Here is a 19346-nt window from a genome sequence, read left to right as displayed (position 1 = left end):
GCCTGAACCGGGGTGTGCGCGCCGTGTGCGCCTCGTGTGAGCGGTGGCGGGCAATCTCGGGCTCACCACAGAAGAAGGGGGTTGTCATGCACGACGTAGTGATCGCGGGGGCCGGGCCGGTCGGCCTGTTCCTCGCCGGTGAACTGGCTCTCGCCGGCTGTTCGGTGCTGGTGCTCGAAAAGGAGGCGGACCCGCATTCCCCGTGGCGGAAGATGCCGCTCGGGATGCGGGGGCTGTCGGGCGGGTCGGCCGAGGCGTTCTACCGCCGCGGAATGCTGCGTTCGCTGCTGGCCGAGTCCGGCGCGGCCCCCGCCGAGGAAGAACAGGTGCGCCCGAGCTGGGTCGGCCATTTCGCCGGCACTTCCCTCGACCCGGCCGACGTAGACCTCTCCGCCCTGCCCTATCGGCTGCCCAGCCCCGCCCTCGACGGCATCATGACCAGCCTCGAAGCGGTCGAGACGGTGCTGGCCGAACGGGCGGTCAAGCACGGTGCCGAGATCCGCCGCGGCGTCCAGATCAGCGGTCTCGTCCAGGACGACGAGGGGGTGGTCGTCCAGGCCGGCGAGCACGAGTACCCAGCTCGCTGGCTCGTCGGCTGCGACGGTGGACGCAGCACGGTGCGCCGGCTCGCGGGCTTCGCCTTCGTCGGCACTGAACCGCAGCTCACCGGGTACGTCGCGCTGGCGACGTTCGCCGATCCCGACAAGCTGACTCCAGGCTTCAATCTGACCTCGGCGGGCATGTACCTCACGATGCCCACGCCCGGCCACTTCGGCGTGCTGGACTTCGACGGCGGCGCGTACGACCGTTCCCAGCCGCTGACCCGCGAGCACCTCCAAACGGTGCTGCGCCGGGTTTCCGGCACCGACGTCACACTCGACGAAGTGCACCGCGCCTCCAGCTTCACCGACCGGGCGCTGCAGACGACCGAATACCGGCGCGGCCGGGTCCTGCTCGCCGGCGACGCCGCGCACATCCACTCGCCGCTGGGCGGGCAGGGGCTCAACCTCGGCATCGGCGACGCCATGAACCTGGGCTGGAAGCTCGCGGCGACCGTGCGCGGGGACGCGGCCGACGGCCTGCTCGACACCTACGCCACAGAACGCCATCCGACCGGCGCGCGGGTGCTCGACTGGTCGCGAGCCCAGGTGGCGGTCATGCGCCCGGACCCGCACTCCCGGGCGATCCAGGCCGTGACGCGCGACCTGATGACAACCCGGGCCGGCACCACCTACGTCTTCGAGCGTGCCTCCGGACTGTCGCTCCGCTACGACCTCGGCGACGAGCATCCGCTGGTCGGCCACAACGCGCCGGACTTCCGCCTCGCCGACGGCAGCCGCCTCGGCGAACTGCTGCGGGACGGCCAAGGCGTCGCCCTCGACTTCAGCGCGGACGAACGACTGCGTGCCGTGGCAGCGCGGTACCGGGTCCGGTACCAGGCCGCCCCGGCCCGCGACGACCTCGGCTACGACGCCGTGCTCGTCCGGCCGGACGGCATCGTCGCCTGGGCGAGCGGCCACGGCTCGTTCGAAAACGCCCTCGCCCGCTGGTTCTGACCCACTGTCCATTGTGGAGGTTCACCTCATGGGAAACCACTGGATCGCTGCCTGGGGAACCGCGCAGCAACTGGCACCGGCGGCCGAGCTTGGCGGCGGGCCGGAAATGCCGGACGAAGCGCCGCCGGACTTCACCAGCACCCCGGAAACGCTGAGCGCCCAGACCGTGCGCATGGTGGCTCGTTCCACGGTCGGCGGCACCGCCGTGCGCGTCGCGCTTTCGAACTCCTTCAGCCACGCACCGGTCCGCGTCGGCTCCGCCTTCCTCGACGGCACCCGGCTGACCTTCGGCGACCGGCCCGAAGTGGTGCTGCCGACGGGCGCGCAGACCTACAGCGACCCGATCGAGTACACCGTCTCCGCACAGACCGACCTGACCGTCTCGCTGTATCTCCCCGACGAGAGGGTCACCCCGACAATCCACGACGTCGGCCTCCGCACGGCGTGGCTCGCCCCGGGCGATCAAACCGCCGAGCCGAACCTGCGGGACGCCACCGAGTTCCAGTCCTACCTGTGGCTCACCGGCATCGACGTGCTCGCGCCGGCCAACGCCGCCACTGTCGTCGCCTTCGGCGACTCCGTGGTGGACGGTATGGAGACCACGCCCGGAGCCGACGCGTCCTGGCCTTCAGTGCTCGCCCGCCGACTCGCTGCCGAGCCTGGCTTTCCGCCCCGTGCAGTGGTCAACATGGGTATCTCCGGCAACCGCGTCCTGCGCGAGACCGACGGCATGGGCGCCAGCGCGCTGGCTCGCTTCGACCGTGACGTGCTGGCCCGCCCCGGTGCCGGCTGGATCATCCTGGCCGAGGGCGTCAACGACCTGTTTTTCGGCTCCATGCCGGGAATGCCGGAGAGCGAACGGGCCACCGCGGCGGATCTCGTCGGCGGTTACCGCCTGCTGATCACCCGAGCCCACGCGCACGGCCTGCGCATCGTCGGCTGCACGCTGCCGCCGATCGGTGGCACTCCGGTGTTCACGCCGGAGTTCGAGGACGCCCGTCAGCAGGTGAACCGCTGGATCCGCGACAGCGGCGAGTTCGACGCGGTCACCGACCTGGACGCGGCGCTGCGCGACCCGGCCGAGCCGACGAGGACGCGCCCTGAACTGGTCTCCGCCGACGGCGTCCATCCGAACGACGCCGGGCAAGCGGTGCTCGCCGAGGCCTTCGACCTGGAGCTGTTCCGGCACGCCTGACTGTCCGTGAGGGGAACCCTGAGGGACTCTGATTCCCTCAGCCAGGAACTTAAGGCTGTGATACGGGCGCGCTGCTGGTGTGTTTCCGCAGCTCAGCCGTCTCGGTCCGGTTGGGCGCACGTCGCTGTGGGATGCGGGCCCGGGGGCGGAAGCCGGGTTGTGGTCCGTGAAGGGCTCCTTGAGGGAATCAGATTCCTTCAAGGAGCCCTTCATGGACTTCAAGACGCGGCCACATGCCGACAAATCGGGCATATAGGTGCTATTGGCGTCCTTTGTGGACGGTCAGCAGGCCGACGTCGCGCGGCTTAAGTTCCTGGCATTGAATCTGATTCCCTCAGGGTTCCCCTCACGGACGGTCGGCGATCCGGTCGATCCAGTACCCCGTGACCGGCACGATCGCCAGCGCGGCAGCGAAGCCGCCGATCGTGTCGGTTGGGTAGTGCGCGCCGAGGCCGACCTCGGCCCAGGCCATCAGGAAGCCAGCCACCAACGCGAGACCCAGCAGCCACGCCACCGCGGCGAACCGGCTTAAGCGACCCGCCAAGACGTAAGCGCCGGTCAGCGCCAAGGCCGTAGCGAAGGCGGTGTGGCCGCTGGGGAACGACAGGTAACTGCCATGAATAGTCCGGCCAGTCAGCGGTTTCAACACCGAAGTCACCCCGACAGTGAGACTGCAGCCGACAACCGCCAGCACAGCCGTACGCGGGCGGTGGGTCAGCAGGCAGCCGCCGATTATCAGGAGCAGGATCAGCACCGCCCCCAGTGGTTCGCCGCAGAAGTCGATCGCGGTCGCGAAGTACCACCACGGGTCGGGCACGAGGTCCGGGCCGGGCAGGAGCGGGGCGTCGAACGCGCTCGGCACCGAGTGTCCGGCGAAACGGACGCCCAGCGCGATCAACGCCACGAGCCCGAGCACGGCCAGGACCAGCGACGGCGTGCGCAGAACCAGCGGAAGCGCCAGGGGCGAGGTCTTCAGTCGGTCGCGCACACCGTCCTTCATACCGCTGAAATCGCTTCCTCGTAGCCTTCGAGCAGCCGTTTCAGCCCGACTTCCGGGGTGAAGTCCGCGTCGTACCGCTGCCGTGCCGCCTCGCCCATCTTCCGGTTCAGCTCCACGTCGGCCACCTCGCGCAAAGACGAGGCCAGCGCCGCCGCGTCGCCAGGAGTGTGCAGCAGGCCGGTGCCGCCGTCGGTGATCAACTCTTCGAAGGCGCCGTGCGCGGGCGCGATCGTCGGCACCCCGGCGGCCATCGCCTCCACCACCACGAGGCCGAACGCCTCAAGCCACGTCGAAGGCACCACAACCGCCGCCGCGCGGGCGATCAGTTCCTGGCACGAAGCCCGGTCCTGGAGCCCGACGTACGACACGTTGTCCCGCCCAGCAGCCCAAGCCGCGACGTCGTCGGACAGCGGCCCGGTCCCGGCGATCAGCAACGGCAGCTTGCCGGAGTACTGCTCCCAGGCCGCTTTGAGCAGCGGGATGCCTTTCTCCTCGGTGAGCCGTCCCAGGAACAGAAGATGCTCGCCTTCGCCGATGCGCCGTCGCCCCTGGTCGGGGACGAAGTTGTGCTTCACGGTCATCCGCGCGGCAGGCATCCCCGCGTTCACGAGAAGGCGGCGCTGGGCGTCGGAAATGCAGAAGAACCTCGTCACGCCGGTCCGCCAGCGATCACGGTTAACCAGCAGGTTCACCGCCATCGGCACGGTTGCCGCAGCTGAGTCGCGGTAACAGCCGTGCCGGACCGCAGGGACTGGCAGGCCGCCGACGCAGTCCGTGCAGATCCGGCCGTCGCGGTAGAGGGTGCCGGGCGGGCAGACGAGGCCGTAGTTGTGCAGCGTCGCGACCACCGGCACGCGCGCGTCGGCGCACGCGGCCAGCACCGACGGGGACAGCAGCGGGAACGTGTTGTGGACGTGCACGACGTCCGGCCGCTCGACCTCCAGGCGTGCCCGCAGCTCTGTCCGCGACGCGCGGTTCCACGGCACTTGCAACGGCACCAACGCCTTGCGCGCCAACGGCATCGAGGCGATGTCGTCGCTGTGCCGCTCGAACCGCCGCACGTCGATCCCGGCCGAGGACAGCAGCGCGACCTCGGCGTCGACCACGTTGTTCTCGCCGCTCGGCTGCTCCGACCGATAGCGGTTGTGCACCACCAGAACCTTCACGCCAGCCTCTCCCTCGCTGGAGCCTCGCCCGCGGCCAGCAACGACGCGGCCACCGCCAGATGCAGCAGATACGGCGACGCGTCGCCGAGCCCGGCTTCGGTGTAGGACGCGGAAATCACGTAAGCGATCAGGAAAATCGCTGACGCCCGAGCCACCGACGGCGGCCGCAGCACCGCGATCGCGACCAGCACGAGCAGCATCGCGGCGACGATCACGATCCCGACGAAGCCCTCCTCGTGGTAGATCGCGAGCCAACTGTTGTCGATCGGCAGGCCGTCGTAGGACTTGTCGGTGAGGCCGACGCCGAAGATGTACTCGAACCCGGTTCGCGGCGCGGAAAGCAGCGCGTCCCACACCTTCGCGCGGCCGGTCAGGCTGGAGAAATCGTCGGTGCTCTGGCCCCGCAGGAACCACGCCTGCAGCAGGCCGCCCAGCACCACCGCGGCGAAACCGGCCACGAGCACGATCCAGGCGAACACCTTCCGCGCCCGCGCGCTGACCAGCCCCAGCGACAGCAGCGCGACGATCAGCCCGGCGACGAGCCCGAGGGTCGCGGTGCGGGTGTGCGTGAGCAGCAGCAGCCCGAGCGACGGCACGACGACGAGCAACGCGCTCTTGGCGTCCGTCTTCTTGCCGAGCCACATCAGCACCGCGAGCCCGGCGATGACCGCCGCGTACTGCCCGACCTGCGGCGGCGTCAGCGGCCACACCGCGCCGGAAAGCCGGCCGCCGTAGATGTCCGGCATCGCCTTGCCCGGCGCGATCGCCAGGCCGAGCACGACCGAGGCCAGCACCGCGCCGAACATCCGGATGTGCGCCCGCACGAACGCGAACGACCCGTCCCACCAGCCGCTGAGCAGCCAGAGCGTCGCGACGAACACCGTGAACCGGAAGCACCGGAACAGCGAGCCGTAGCCGGATTCCAGGTGCACGCTGGCCACGATGCTCGTGAGCAGCAGGAAGGTCAGGAGCAGCAGGTACGCGCTCGGCCGGATCCTGATCCGCAGGTTCAGCATCAGCGCGAGCAGGAACGCGGTCATCAGCGCGCCCATGGTGACCAGCTGGATCACCGTGCGCGGCAACGGGATCACCGTCTGCGCGCCGGTCGAGCCGAGGGTGTTGAGGATGAGCAACGCCCAGGCCGCGCTCACCGCTTTCGGCACCGATTTCGTTTCGGCGGGCAGCGCGACGGTCAGTTCGGCCACGTCAGCCCCCGTTCGGCTTGTAGCTCGAATTCGCGTCCTGGTGATACGGCGCGCTCTGCCATTCGCCGATGCCGACGATGTTGCTCATTTCCCTGGCGACGAACGTCCACGGTCCGGCGTACGCGTTGTCGTGCCAGGAATTGTCCTGCTGGAACGTGATCGACTGCTGGATCACCGCGCCCTGGTACGGCGACCAATTCGGGTAGCTGCCGAAATTCGCGAACACCCCGGTCCGGGCGCACACTTCCTCGCAGCCGAGCGCCTTCGAGTTGAGGGTGAACTGGTTGTGCTGCACCACGACCCGCTGAGTCTTCCACCGGCAGTCGCTGTACAGCGGTTTCTTCGCGATCGCCGGTGCGGAACAGGTCGCGACGTTCGGCACGAGTTTCGTGCACGAGCCGCTGGAGGTGTTCGCCGGGCTGTTGCAGAACCGGTCGGCGTTCTCCCACAGGATGATGCCGTTCCAGTTGTCCTGCAGCACATTTCCGGAGATCTCGAGATTGCTCGTCCGGGCCTTCAACCGCGGTTCGCCGCCGGACTCGGAAATGTAGATCGTCGCGGCCGGGAACGGGTCGCCGCGGTCGGCGTGCGCGCGGCCGTCGAGCAGGTTGTTGCGGCGGATCGTGTTGTCGCGGATGATCGCGTTGTAGCTGGTTTCGTAAATGATCGCGGCGCTGTCGTTGTTCTCGATCAGGTTGCCCTCGATCAGGAAGTCGTTGTTGTTCGTGTCGGCCCACAGCCCGGTGCCGCGGTTGTCGTGCACCCAGTTGCCGACGACGTCCGCGCCGTCCACCTCCCAGAACTTCATGCCGCCGGTGCAGCCGCACTCCGGGACCTTGGACTCCCAGTTCCCGGTGTTGTTGCCGGTGATCTCGGTGCCCCGCAGCACGAGCCCGGTCACCACGGCGCTGCCGGAGTAGGCGTTCAGGCCGTACTGGCCGTTGCGCCGCAGGCAGCTGTCGAGGATCTGCTGCTTCGGCCCGGCCATCAGCCCGGCCCCGTCGTTGTCCTGCACGGTCAGGTGCTGGATGACCCACCCGGGAGCTGAATCGTGGTTGACCACGCCTTCGTCGCGCGGCGCGGTGAAGCCCCGCACGGTGAACGATTCGAGCCGGACGTCCTTGGCCGGGCCGGCGAAGGCGTACCGGTTCTTCTTGCGCCCGTCGAACACCGCGCCGGGAGCGCCGAGGTAGACGTCGCCGTCCTTGGGCTGCACCTGGGCGTACTCGTCATCGCTGAGCCGGTGCGTGCCGGGGGCGAGCCAGAACGTGGTGCCCGCCGGGGAGTTCTTCGTCTTGGTCGACAAGTCGTCCACCACGGCCGGATCCACCGGGACGGCCCCGGCGGGCGCGGTCGCCGGACCTGGCGGCGCGTGGTCGCAGACCGCGGCGACCGGGCCCTGCGGCGTGGTCGATCCGGCGACCGGAGCGGACGCGGCTCCGGACGAACTGCACGAAGCCAGCGCGAGCGGGAGCAGCGCTCCCAGCAGCGGCACCAAAATCCTTCGCACGGTGGATCCTCTCGGCATCAGGGCAGACGGAGCACGGTGGTCAGCGGCCCGGTGACAGGACCGGAGCCGATCAGCGTCGTGGCGGGTTCGCGGCGGCCGAAGCCGGGCGAGTACCAGCCCAGCGGCGGATTCGTCTCGCCTCGGTGCGCGGTCCAGGCGAGCTGCGACGGAAGCTCCAGCGTCGCGGTACGACCGGGCCAGGTGAGCTGCGCGGTGTTTCCGTCCAGCTCGACGGCCAGCAGCGGGCCGAGGTGGAAGGCGAGTTTGGCGGAACCGCCGCCGGTCACCTCGTCGACCACGGTCAGCGTCCGGCCGGACAGTTCGACGGTGCGGCGGTGCAGCGCCGGGGCGTAACCGTCGTGTTCGGCCTGCCATTGGGCGGGCGTCGCGGCGAGGGTGCGCGAGTTGGCGTGCCGCGTCCACAGGAACGGGCCGCCGGAAGTCGATTGGTCGAGACCGCCGAGCTGCAGCGTGTTGTGGCCGAGTGTGGAGCGGAAGTACGCGCGCCACTCGGGTTCGCCGTGGTAGCAGTACGTTCCCGGGTCGGCGAGGATGTCGACGCCGTCGTGCCGGACCTCGATGGACAACGCGTCGGCGTGCGCGTGCGCGGCGATGGCGAGGAAGCCGTGCGGGCCGCTGTCGCAACGGCACCAGATCTCCGGGCCGTTGTCGCTGCGCAGGATGGTCATGCCCGCGTCGGAGAAGACCGGGCGCTCGCGGGAGTTGTCGAGTTGCGGCACTCGGGAGCGCAGCGCTGCGAACAACGCGGTGCGCACGTCGTCGTCGGGCAGCTTCGGCCACCATTCCGCTCGGCCGAACAGTGCGTCGCCGGTGGCCAGCAGCGAATGCCAGCGGTCCGTCTCCAGTCCGTCCACGATCAGGCCGTATCCGTCGTCGGCGTCGCCTTGGCGCGGCGGACGCCCGGCACAGTCCACAATGGCCGCGAGGGCGTCGCACATCGCCCGCAGTTCCAGCCAGGTCGAGCGCGGCAGCCGCGGTCCGGCTTCCAGCGCGGCGGCGAGGCCCAGCTCCAGCACGAGACCGTGGTACTCCGTGGCCAGCTCTCGGTTCAGGCCGGAGGTGAAGGTGTTGGCTCGCAGGTGAAAGTCCAGCGAGCGGATCGCGTCCGACCGCCAGCTGGCGGACTCCGGGAACCAGTCGAACGCACACGACGCCGCCAGCTGTCCGGCCGCCTCCGCGAGGACGTGGTTGTTGGCTGACGTGCCCCGGCTCGGGAACGCCGCGAGCCACCGCTGGTGATGCCAGATCTGCCGCAGCGCCTCGGGATTGTCCTCGAACAGCCCGGGCACGCCGGGCCAGCCGTCCAGCAACCGCCGCACCCACACCCACGACAGCAGCCGGATCCCCAGCTCGATCCCGCTCAGCCAGTGCACGCCGCGCATCGGCGGGTTGGCCGCCCACCACGACTTCAGGTGGTCGGCGACACGGTGCGCGTAACGGTCGTCGCCGGTCACCCGGTACGCCGCGGCCAGCACGGTCAGGTGTTGATGCCGCGAGGGTTCCCAGATCTGCTTGATGTCGCCGATCGCGTTCTCGTCGCGGTACGGGATCTCGAAGGAGTACCGGTCCCCCGGTGCGCGACGGCCGGTCTTCGGGTCGAACGCCCAATCCGGCGCGACGAGGTCGTCCCGTGCAACGCCGAAATACTCGGCGTGCCCGTCGATCAGCCGATCCGCCGCCGCGACCAGCCTTTCCCGGCCAGTCGCGGGCACCTCCGGCTCGGCAGGCCAGGCCGCGAACGTCCGGGTCGGTGACCAGGTCGGCTGCCGCTGGGATTCGCCGCGCCACCGCTGCTTGCGCACGACGTCGCCGACCCGGCCGACGATCTCCGCCGGTCCCATCGCGGACAGCCGGCGCAGGTACCAGGACGGGTCCATCACTGCTCCAACCGCACCGGCGCGCCGGTTTCGAGGCTGCGGTGCACGGCCAGCGTCGCCAGGGTCGTGGACACGAGCGAGTCGAGGCTGATCGGCATGGCGACGCCGGTCTTCAACGCGGTGATGAACGCGTCGAGTTCGGCCTGCTGGCCCTTGTCGCGTGCCTTCGGCAGCCGCGAACTGGTCCAGCGCTTGCGCCCGAACACCGAGGCGCGGACGAAATCGTCGAATTTCAGCACTTTCCCGTCGGCGAGCACCTCAAGCGTTTCCTTGGGAAACGCGGTGCTGCCGCTGGTGATGTAGCTGATCGTCGCGGTCGAACCGTCGGCGTAGCGCAGCAACACCTGCAGGTCGTGGTTGCCGGGAGTGCCGGTGGCGTAGACCGAAACCGGGTCGCTGCCGAGGAACCAGCTGACCGTGTCGATGAAGTGCCCGCCCTCGCCGACGAACCGGCTGCCCTCGGAACCAGCCTGGTTGTACCAGCTGTTCGCGTCGAGGCGGCCCGCGTTGACCAGGTACCGCACCGAAGCCGGGCCGACGCGCGGGCCGAACTGGTTCTTCGCCTCGACCAGCAGCGGCGCGAACCGCCGGTTGAACCCGACCTGCAGCCGGTTGTTGCCCGATTCCGCCACCGCGTCCACGACGCCGCGCAATTCCTTCTCCGACAACGCGAGCGGCTTCTCCACGAAGACCGCCTTGCCCGCCAGGAGCGCCCGCCGCGTCAGCTCGGCGTGCGAGCTGTGCCGGGTCACCACGAAGACCGTGCTGACCTGGTCGTCCTCCAGCAGTGCGTCCACGTCGGTGCTGGCTGCGACGAAACCGAACTTGCGCTTCGCGTTGGCCCCGGAAAGCGCCGACGTGGTGACGACGTCGGTGAGCAGCACGCGTTCGTCCCCGGCGAGGTGCGGCAGGATCATCGACGACGCGTAGTTGCCCGCGCCGATGAACCCGATCCGCAGCCACTGCAACGGATCCGTCCGTTTATCGACGATCGGAGCCGCCGGAACTGCGGACACCACGCTCTCGTCCTCGGCGGGCGGCGCGTCCGGGTAGCGGAACAGCACCGCGACGGCCTTCAGCTCGCCCTCGTTGAGCGCCCGGTAGGTCTCGACCGCTTTCGCGAAGTCCGCGGTGTGGCTGATCAGCGGCGTCACGTCGAGCTTGCCCCGCGCGGCCAGGTCGAGGAAGCACTCAAGGTTGCGTCGTTCCGTCCAGCGCACGTAGCCGATCGGGTAGTCGCGGCCCTCCAGCTCGTAGGACGGGTCGTACCGGCCGGGCCCGTACGACCGGGAGAACCGGACGTCGAGTTCCTTTTCGTAGTAAGCGTTCCACGGCAGGTTCAGCGAGATCTTGCCGATGTCCACCACCCGGCCGCGGTCGCGCGCGAGTCGCGCGGCCAGCTCCACCGGATCGTTCGACGCCCCGCCCGCGGCGAGATACACCTGGTCCACGCCGTGCCCGCCGGACAGCTCGGCCACCGCCTGGTCGATCTCGCCGGACGCCGGGTGCCCGCAGGCGAGCGCGCCCAGTTCCCGCGCGAGTTCGCAGCGCTGCGCGTCCGGGTCCACGCCGACGACGCGCGCACCGCTCGCTACCAGCAGTTGCACGACCAGCTGGCCAATCAGTCCGAGCCCGACCACCAGCGTGAGGTCGCCGAGCTGCGGTTCGCCCCGCCGGACGCCCTGCATCGCGATCGCGCCGACGGTCGCGAACGCCGCCTGCCGCGGCGAAAGTCCGGCCGGCACCTTCGCGTACAGGTTCTTCGGCACCCAGTTCAGCTCGCTGTGCAGCGCGTGCTCGTTCCCTGCGCATGCCACGACATCGCCGACCACCACGTCGTCGATGCCCTCGCCGACCTGCTCGACCACGCCGCACAGCGAATAGCCCAGCGGCGTATAGGAATCGAGCTTCCCGGACACCTTCCTATACGTCGCGGCGAGCCCATTCGTCGCGACGCTCTGCATGACCTTCGCGACCTGGTCCGGTCGCGACCGGGCCTTGCCCAGCAGCGACATCCCCGCCTCGGACACCTTCATCATCTCGGTGCCGGTCGAGATCAGCGAGTACTGGCTGCGGACCAGCACGCCGCCCGGTTTGCACGCCGGCACCGGGACGTCGAGCAGGGCCAGCTCGCCGCTCTTGTAGTTCTGCACTACCTGTTTCACTGGACTCCTAGCCGCTCGCCGCGGAGGGCCCCGCGGTACCAGTACTCGAGGGTCAGCACGTGCCAAAGATGTTTCGCGCGGTCCTCGCGCCCGGCGGCGTCCTCGGCCACCAGCTTGCGGAGGGCATCGCGCTGCAGGAAACCGGACTCGACGAGGACGCCGTCCTCGATGACCTCCCGCACCAGCGGCGCGAGGTCCCGGCTCATCCACGCCCGCAGCGGCGCGCTGAACAAGCCCTTCGGCCGGTACACGATTTCGTCGGGCAGGATCGCCGTGGCCGCTTTCTTCAACGCCACCTTGCCTTGGCGTCCGACGATCTTCTCCCGGCCGGGCACCCGGAACGCGGCCCGGACCACTTCAACGTCCACAAAGGGCGTTCGCACCTCGGTGGAAGCGGCCATGGTGGACCGGTCGGTGTAGGTGAGGTTCAAGCCGGGCAAGAACATCCGCGCGTCGGCCAGGCACATCCGGTTGACCTGGTCGGTCAGCTTCGTGTCGTAGTAGATGTCGGCGTGCTCGGTGAGCACATCGTCCACTTCGGACTGGAGATCCGGCGAGACCAGGTCGAGCAGCTCGGCCCGGTCGTACATGGTGTAGCTGCGCCGGAACGCCGTTTCCTCCGGAAGGTCCGCAAAGGACAGAAAGCGCTTCGCGAACCGCACCGACCGGTAGCCGCGCGTGGACGACGCGACCGGCAGCCGGTCGACCGCCGCCCCGATCGCCCGGCGCGCCACGCCCGGCACCCGCCGGTACCGCAACGCCAGCAGGTTCGCCAAATGCTTGCGGTACCCGGCGAACAGCTCGTCCGCGCCCATCCCGGACAGCAGCACCTTCACCCCGGCCTCGCGCGCGGCCGAGCAGATCAGGTACGAGTTGATCGCCGCCGGGTCGCCGATCGGTTCGTCCAGGTGGTGCGTCATCCGCGGCAGCAGGTCCTGGACGTCCGGCGCGATCTCGATCTCGTGCAGGTCCACGCCGAACTGCCGGGCGACGATCCGGGCGTAACGCAGGTCGTCCGGCATCGCCTCGAATTTCGCGTCCTCGGGACGGAAACCGATCGTGTAAGCCGAAATCCCCGGCTGCTCGCGCGCGGCCAGCGCGGTGAGGTAGCTGGAGTCGAGACCGCCGGAGAGGAAAGTCGCCACCGGGACGTCGGACAGCAGGTGCTTGCGAGTGGAATCCTCGACGACCGCGTGCAGGTCGACCTCGCCGCGATACGCCGCGCCTTCCTCGGCGACCTCACGCAGCGACCAGTAAGCGCCCGTGTCCGTACTGCCGTCCGGCCGGAACCGCAGCCAGGTACCCGGCGACAATTTCTCTGCTTCTCGGTATGCGCACCGACTGTCCGGGACCCAGTAGTACAGCAGCGACGCGATCATCGCGGCCTGGTCCACGTTCAAGGTGTCGCCGAGTTCGCGAGCCAGCGCCTTCAGCTCCGACGCGAACACAACCCCGCCTCCGCGACGCACGAAGAACAGCGGCTTGATCCCCAGCTGGTCTCGCACCAGCACCAGCTCACCGGTGCGTTCGTCGTACACCGCGAAGGCGAACATCCCGCGCAGCCGCGGCAGGCAGTCCGTTCCCCACTCCCGCCAGGCCCGGAGCAGTACCTCGGTGTCGGAGGTGCCGCGGAACCGGACCCCGGCGGCTTCGAGTTCGGCCCGCAGCTCCGGCGCGTTGTACAGCTCGCCGTTGTAGGTCAGGGCGAGGCCCTCGGCCGTCATCGGCTGCGCGCCGGTTTCCGAAAGGTCCACGATGGACAACCGACGGTGTCCTAAGTGGACCTCCCGGTGGTCGTAGCGGCCGTCGCCGTCCGGCCCCCGGTGTGCGAGGCACTGGGTGAGCCGGTCGGTGAGCGGGCCGCCGTCCGGCCAGCTGTACACGCCCGCGATGCCGCACATGCGCTTCGTCCCCCTAGCTTTCCTGTACGGGTTTGAGCCGCCTCGTAGGTGCGTCCGGGTCCACCGGCAACGCTGGCCGGGTCCGGTCGATCGGCCGGAGCCTGCGCTCGGTGTCCCGCTTTGTCGGCCATTCGATCGGCTTGGTCTCCTCGCGCAATGCCAGCTCGACCGCGTCTTCCTGTTTCTTCGCGACCACCGCCGCCCGCCCGCGCAATGCCGTGTGCAGCCCGTCCCAGAGCGTGCCGTCGGTGCGGTCCTTCGGATCCGGATCGACCAGCACCACGCCGAGGATCGGCACGCCGCAGTCGGCGAGCTGCCGCGCGACGGTGTGCAGCCACTGCGTGTTCGCGAACCCGGCGCGCACCACCAGCACCGCCTCCGCGCCGAGCGCCGACAGGTCGGTCCACGCCGTGCCCGGAGCGGCCGTGCCGACCCCGACCCGACGCACCGCGCGCGCCACCGCCGGGTCGCCAGCCTCGACGACCTGGACGTTTCCCTCCACCGGCAGCCGCGACACTTCCTTGCCCGGCAGGTCGTCCACGAGCACCACCGGCCCGTCCTCGGCCAGCGAGCGGCCGAGTTCCACTGCCAGCTCCGCCGCGGTCGAAGCCGCGCCGATCTCCAGCAGCGACAACGAAGCCCGGTCCTCCCGCGCAGCCCGCGCCAGCGTGAGCGCGACCCGACTGGACTCGGTGACCGCCTTCGAGCGTCGCCACAGCTTCGCCGGGCCGATCGGCTTCACGCCGACCTGCGCGATCACCGACGCCCCGAGGTGCTGAGAAATTTCGCGACGCAAGACCGGCCGGTCCCGGACCAATGCGGACACCGCGGCGAAAGCGAGCCCGAGCGCGAGACCCAAGGCCAGCCCGACGCCGCCGTCCGTGCCATAGGTCTTCAGCTTCGACACCGGCTGGACCGCCGGCGCGTCCACGATCTGCGTCCCGGCGATGACCTCCGGCGACCCGATCCCGGCCTGCTGCGCCTGGTTCTGCAGATCGGCGATCTTCGACACCAGGCTCGCCCGCTGCGTATAGAGCTGCTCCAGCGCACCCGCGTTGGAGTTACGCCCTCTCGCGACCTCGGTCGCGGCCTGATTGTCGATGTCGGCCAATTGCGCCTGCGCCTGATCCCGCTGCTGCAGCAACGCTTTCGAGCGGCCGGTCGCGGCGGCTTGGGTGCGGGCCGTGTGGTCCGCGATGAACGCGTCCGCGAGCGCCTTCGCCTTCGCGACCGCGTCGTCCTTGCTCTTGCCCTTGACCGTCACCTGCATGACGTTGTTGGTGAGGCCGAGCCCGGCGTAGTCCTTCAGGAAATCCGAGGGCGATTCGGGGTTGTTGATCCGTTTCAGCGCGGCTGCCGCCATGTTCGCCGTCGAGAGCACGGCGACGTCGGTGCGCATGAGGGTGCCGCTGTCGGTCGGCGAGTCGCTGGGGTGGATCACGATGATTTTCGTGACCGCGGTGGGCGGCGCGGGCAGCAGGATCGCCACCGCACAGCCGAGAATCAGTCCGGCCAGCGCGGTCGTCAGCCAGAACCGCCGCTTGCGCCGCAGCGCGACCACCAGCCGCTGGAGATCCACCAGCGGCTGGGCCTGCCCGGCGCTCATCGCGCACCAGCCAGTTCATCGGTCCGCGGCTTGGCGACCGGCTTCTGCTTCGGTCCGCCCGCGACGTGCACTTCCCGTGCCAGCACGGCACCGAGAACCTCGTGCCCCGAGTCCGCGCAGGCCTCCGCGATCGAAACCAATTCCCACGCGTTGCGCGAGCCGAGCGAGAGCACCACGAGCACCCCTGCCGTTCCGTCCGGCACGATCGGCTGTGCCCCGGGCACCACCTCGATTTCGGTCACCGTCGCCTCGACGCGGATGCGGTCGCCGCGAGCCGTGCCGACGAACTGCTCCGCGACGTTCCGCGCCGAGGCGTCCCCGCGCGGAACAAGAATCAGCAGCCGCAACACTCCGTCGCGATCCGCACCCAGCCGCGCGAGCACGCGGCGGTACCGCACCTCCCGTGCCGTGTCGTCGGCCGACGACGGCACCTCGGGCAGATTCCACGGCCGTTCGTTCCCGACCGCCTTCCGCCACCACTTCGCCGGTGCGTCCGAAACCGCCGGGGTGTCGATGCTCGCCAGCACCGGAGCGCCCAGCGCCGCGCCGATTTCGCCTTCGCCGCGCGGCCTCCGGTCGGTCCTCGCCCCGAACAGGTAGGCCAGGATCCCGAGCACGAAGAACAACACCGCACCGCCGACCGTCAACTGCGGGAACGTCGGCGCGGACGGCGAGGACGGCCGTTCGGACGGGCCGAGCACGACCATGTTGCCCGCGCCGGTCGCCGCGTCCGCCGCGTTCAGGTTGTTGACCGCCTGCTCCAGCGCCGTCCGCAACCCCTGCAGCGTCGTGCGTGCTTGCACACCCTCGACGGTGTCGCCGTTCGCCACCGACTTCGACAGGTCGAGGATCCGCTGGTTGGTCTGCGCGACCTGCTGCCGCAGCGATTCCTTCTGCTGTTGCGCGAGTTGCGCGGCCTGATCCGCGGAATTTCCGAGCAATTGCGTCGAATACTTCACGAACTCTTTGGCGACCTGGTCGGCCAGTTGCTGTGCGTGCTCCGGGCTGTCGCCTTTCGCGGTGAGCGTCACGACATTGCCCTGCGCGACCGACGGCGTGACCGATTTTTGCAAGTCAGTCCCGCGAGTCCCGAGCCCCAGCGCCGCGGACGCCCGGTCGAGCACCACCGAACTGGTCGCCACCTGTGCCTGGGTCAGCAGTTCGTCCGGCTGCCGCGGTCCCTGCAGCAACACGCTGGCCTGCGCCTCGTACCCCGGCGAAAGCACCGCGGAAGCCCCGGCCCCGACACCCGCGCCGATGACCGCGAGCAGAAGCAACGCTCGCCACCGTCGGCGCACCACCTTCCCCACAACAGAAAGGCGTACTGTTTCGTCACTCAAAACCAGGTCTCCCCTCACGGGCCGACGCACGGGTCATTGACCCCGTCGCGGCACCGCGCCGGTTGGTTACACCATCCGGCCGAACCTTGTTCGAAACGCGACCCGGCTCAACCCAGCGCACGCTCGTACGCCTTGATCAACGCTGCCTGGGAATTGCCCCAGGCGAGCGGTCCGCGCACGCGCTGCTTGCCGAGTTGTCCCATCCGTTCCCGCTGCTCCGGGTCGTCCAAGAGCACAGCGACGAGCTTCGCGAACTCCGCGATGTCGTTGGCCGGGGCGTAAAGCGCCGCCTCGCCCGCCGACACCCGCGCCTCGCGCAACTCGAACGACACCATCGGTTTGCCCATGGCCATGTACTCCATGACCTTGTTCATCGTCGACACGTCGTTGAGCGGGTTGAGCGGATCCGGCGAAAGGCACACGTCGGCCGCGGACAAATACCGCAGCAGATCCTCGTCGGACACCCGGCCGGTGAATTCCACCTGTCCGGACAATCCGAGCTGATGCGACAACGCGACCATCTCGTCGAACGTGTCGCCCGCGCCGACGAACACCGCGTGCCAGTCGTCGCGGCCCACCTCGTCGCGCAGCGACGCGAGCGCGCGCAGGGCGTAGTCCACGCCGTCCTGCGGGCCCATCACACCGAGGTAGCAGAGCAGATTCGGCTTGCCGCGCTTGAGTTCCGGCTCCACCGGCACCTCGTGGAACCGCTCCACGACCGGCGCGCTGCGGACCACGAACACGTCCTCGGGCGCCTTGCCGCCGCGGATCCGCGCGACCTGCCGGTAGCTCTCGTTGGTGGACAGCACGACGTCCGCCGCGCGATAGGTGGAACGTTCCAACGCACAAACGCCGCGGTAAAGGAAATCCTGCCCGCGGTCGAATCGGGACAAATACAGTTCCGGCACCAGGTCGTGCTGATCGAAAATGAACTTCGCGCCGCGTCTTCGCAGCATCCGGGCGACGAGGAACAGCAGATCCGGCGGGTTGCAGGCGTGCACGACGTCGACCCGGCCGATCTTGCGCGCGAGCCGGAACGTGTGCCACAGCGCGGATCCGTACTCGCGCGCGTACCCGGCGGGCCCGCCGGTCGCCGCCTGCAGCGGATACCGGTGGATGTGCACGCCGTCGAGCACGACTTCGGCCTCAGTGTCCCGTTTCGTGCCCTGCGGGCAGATCACGTGCACCGTCATCCCGGCGTCGCGCAGCGTCTGGCATTCCTGCCACACGCGCCGGTCAAACGGCACCGACAGATTCTCGACGAGAATCAGCGCGACCCGGTTCCGCAGGATTTCGTTCTCGGAAAAGCCTTCACCAGGCAAGGCCGACGTACCCCTCTTCCGCCCGGCGCGCGGCGGCGTCCGGGACGCGGACCAGATCGACCAGCACCGGCCCGCTGCCGTGCGGCAGCGCGGCCAGCACCTCCGGGTCCGAGGTGCCGATCAAGCACACCTCGGCGTGGTCGAGCACCTCCTGCACCGACCCGGCGAGCAGCTGCCCGAGGTGCGGCAGCCTGCTTTCGATGTACTCGCGGTTGGCCCCCATCAGCCGCGAGAGGCTGACGTTGGCGTCGTGGATCTTGAGGTCGTATCCCTTGCCGAGCAAGCGTTCCGCGAGTTCGACCAGCGGGCTCTCGCGCAGGTCGTCGGTGCCCGGTTTGAAGGAAAGCCCGAACAGCCCGATCTTGCGTTTCCCGGTCCGCGCGACCAACTCGAACGCCCGGTGGAGATGTTCGGCGTTCGACGGCAGCACGTGCGCGAGCAACGGCACCGAGACGTCCGCCTGCCGCGCGGCGTAGACCAGCCCGCGCAGATCCTTCGGCAGGCAGGAGCCGCCGAAGGCGAAGCCGGGCCGCAGGTACGCCGGGCTGATGTTGAGCTTGCGGTCGGCCAGGAACACGTCCATCACCTGATGCGAATCGAGCCCGAGCGCACGGCAGATCGCGCCGAGTTCGTTCGCGAAACCGATCTTCACGCCGTGGAAAGCGTTGTCCGCGTACTTCGTCATCTCCGCGACCGGGATCGGCACGCGGAACACGTCGCCGGGCAGCCCCTCGTACAGCTTCGCCACGACGTCGCCGCTGCCCGGATCGAACTCGCCGATCACCGTTTTCGGCGGCTGGAAGAAGTCGCGGACACTGGTGCCCTCGCGCAGGAATTCCGGGTTCACCGCGACGCCGAAGTCGACCCCCGCGGTACCGCCGCTGCGCTTTTCCAGGATCGGCACGAGCAACCCGAGACAGGTGCCCGGCAGCATCGTGCTCCGGAACACCACCGTGTGCCGATTCTCGTTGTTCCCTAAGGCTTTTCGTTCTTTCAACGCATCGCCGATCTGCTCGGCGACGCGTTGCAGGTACTCCGTGGAAAGACTCCCGTTGGGCGCGGACGGCGTGCCGACGCACACCAGGGAAACGTCCGTCGCGAGGATCGCCTCGGCCACCTCGGTCGTCGCCCGCAATGCCCCGGAGGCGACCACTTCCGCGGTCAATTCCCCGATCCGTTCCTCGACCACCGGCGCCTTGCCGGCCGTCACCAAGTCCACCTTCGCCGGATTGACGTCCACTCCGACGACCTCGTGCCCTTGTCCCGCCAGGCAAGCCGCGGACACGCACCCGACGTATCCCAGCCCGAAGACGCTGATCTTCACAACGAAACCTCCGCCCGACCGCATCGCTGCTCATTGGTCGGAGCGCGGACGGGCTTCGTTACCGGTTCCGCATAACAAGGCGGGAACCCGTGTCCTCGCACGGATTCCCGCCTTGCGCCGCCCACCGGACCGGCGGTTACCCCATCCGGCCGCATCGC

Annotated in this window: 13 protein-coding genes; 2 read left to right on the top strand and 11 right to left on the bottom strand. The window is 69.3% G+C overall.

Translation table 11 applies throughout. The annotated features are described in order from the left end of the window. Positions 1-86 precede the first annotated feature (86 nt). Entirely contained in the window at positions 87-1556 is a 1470-nt protein-coding gene (locus ABZX37_RS12045) for an FAD-dependent monooxygenase (RefSeq protein WP_354738633.1), read from the top strand. 28 nt (positions 1557-1584) lie between these two features. Then, complete coding sequence (locus ABZX37_RS12040; protein ID WP_354738631.1) at positions 1585-2751, top strand: SGNH/GDSL hydrolase family protein; 1167 nt, start codon at positions 1585-1587, stop codon at positions 2749-2751. 346 nt (positions 2752-3097) lie between these two features. Here the strand turns inward: ABZX37_RS12040 and ABZX37_RS12035 are convergent, their stop codons facing one another. The 11 genes from ABZX37_RS12035 to ABZX37_RS11985 all read right to left on the bottom strand — a co-directional run bounded on the left by ABZX37_RS12035 (position 3098) and on the right by ABZX37_RS11985 (position 19188). Next, complete coding sequence (locus ABZX37_RS12035; protein WP_354738629.1) at positions 3098-3739, bottom strand: phosphatase PAP2 family protein; 642 nt, start codon at positions 3737-3739, stop codon at positions 3098-3100. Positions 3740-3747: 8 nt separating this feature from the next. Then, the gene (locus ABZX37_RS12030) at positions 3748-4917 is read right to left on the bottom strand and encodes a glycosyltransferase family 4 protein (RefSeq protein ID WP_354738627.1); all 1170 of its coding nucleotides are present in this window, start codon (positions 4915-4917) and stop codon (positions 3748-3750) included. Beyond that, entirely contained in the window at positions 4914-6113 is a 1200-nt protein-coding gene (locus ABZX37_RS12025) for an O-antigen ligase domain-containing protein (RefSeq protein WP_354738683.1), read from the bottom strand. Before ABZX37_RS12025 ends, ABZX37_RS12030 begins: the two co-directional genes overlap by 4 nt. 10 nt (positions 6114-6123) lie before the next feature. After that, positions 6124-7632 (bottom strand): right-handed parallel beta-helix repeat-containing protein, encoded by a 1509-nt coding sequence (locus tag ABZX37_RS12020; RefSeq protein WP_354738625.1) that lies wholly within the window; start codon positions 7630-7632, stop codon positions 6124-6126. Between the two features lie 17 nt (positions 7633-7649). Beyond that, the gene (locus tag ABZX37_RS12015; protein WP_354738623.1) at positions 7650-9530 is read right to left on the bottom strand and encodes a heparinase II/III family protein; all 1881 of its coding nucleotides are present in this window, start codon (positions 9528-9530) and stop codon (positions 7650-7652) included. Beyond that, the gene (locus ABZX37_RS12010; RefSeq protein WP_354738621.1) at positions 9530-11695 is read right to left on the bottom strand and encodes a bi-domain-containing oxidoreductase; all 2166 of its coding nucleotides are present in this window, start codon (positions 11693-11695) and stop codon (positions 9530-9532) included. The genes ABZX37_RS12015 and ABZX37_RS12010 overlap by 1 nt, the downstream gene beginning before the upstream one ends. Continuing rightward, positions 11692-13596 (bottom strand): asparagine synthase (glutamine-hydrolyzing), encoded by a 1905-nt coding sequence (gene asnB / locus ABZX37_RS12005; RefSeq protein WP_354738619.1) that lies wholly within the window; start codon positions 13594-13596, stop codon positions 11692-11694. Before asnB ends, ABZX37_RS12010 begins: the two co-directional genes overlap by 4 nt. Positions 13597-13609: 13 nt before the next feature. Continuing rightward, complete coding sequence (locus ABZX37_RS12000) at positions 13610-15202, bottom strand: Wzz/FepE/Etk N-terminal domain-containing protein (RefSeq protein ID WP_354738617.1); 1593 nt, start codon at positions 15200-15202, stop codon at positions 13610-13612. Continuing rightward, complete coding sequence (locus tag ABZX37_RS11995; RefSeq protein ID WP_354738615.1) at positions 15199-16503, bottom strand: exopolysaccharide biosynthesis protein; 1305 nt, start codon at positions 16501-16503, stop codon at positions 15199-15201. The genes ABZX37_RS12000 and ABZX37_RS11995 overlap by 4 nt, the downstream gene beginning before the upstream one ends. A 146-nt stretch (positions 16504-16649) precedes the next feature. Beyond that, the gene (locus tag ABZX37_RS11990; RefSeq protein WP_354738681.1) at positions 16650-17771 is read right to left on the bottom strand and encodes a glycosyltransferase family 4 protein; all 1122 of its coding nucleotides are present in this window, start codon (positions 17769-17771) and stop codon (positions 16650-16652) included. A gap of 82 nt (positions 17772-17853) precedes the next feature. Beyond that, positions 17854-19188 carry a nucleotide sugar dehydrogenase gene (locus ABZX37_RS11985; RefSeq protein WP_354738613.1) on the bottom strand — a complete coding sequence of 445 codons (1335 nt, stop codon included), beginning with the start codon at positions 19186-19188 and terminating at the stop codon, positions 17854-17856. Between the last annotated feature and the right edge of the window lie 158 nt (positions 19189-19346).

Source organism: Amycolatopsis sp. NPDC004079 (assembly GCF_040610415.1).
GTDB lineage: Bacteria > Actinomycetota > Actinomycetes > Mycobacteriales > Pseudonocardiaceae > Amycolatopsis > Amycolatopsis halotolerans.
The sequence above is the reverse complement of the archived record's forward strand: the minus strand, read 5'-3'. Positions and strand labels throughout refer to the sequence as shown.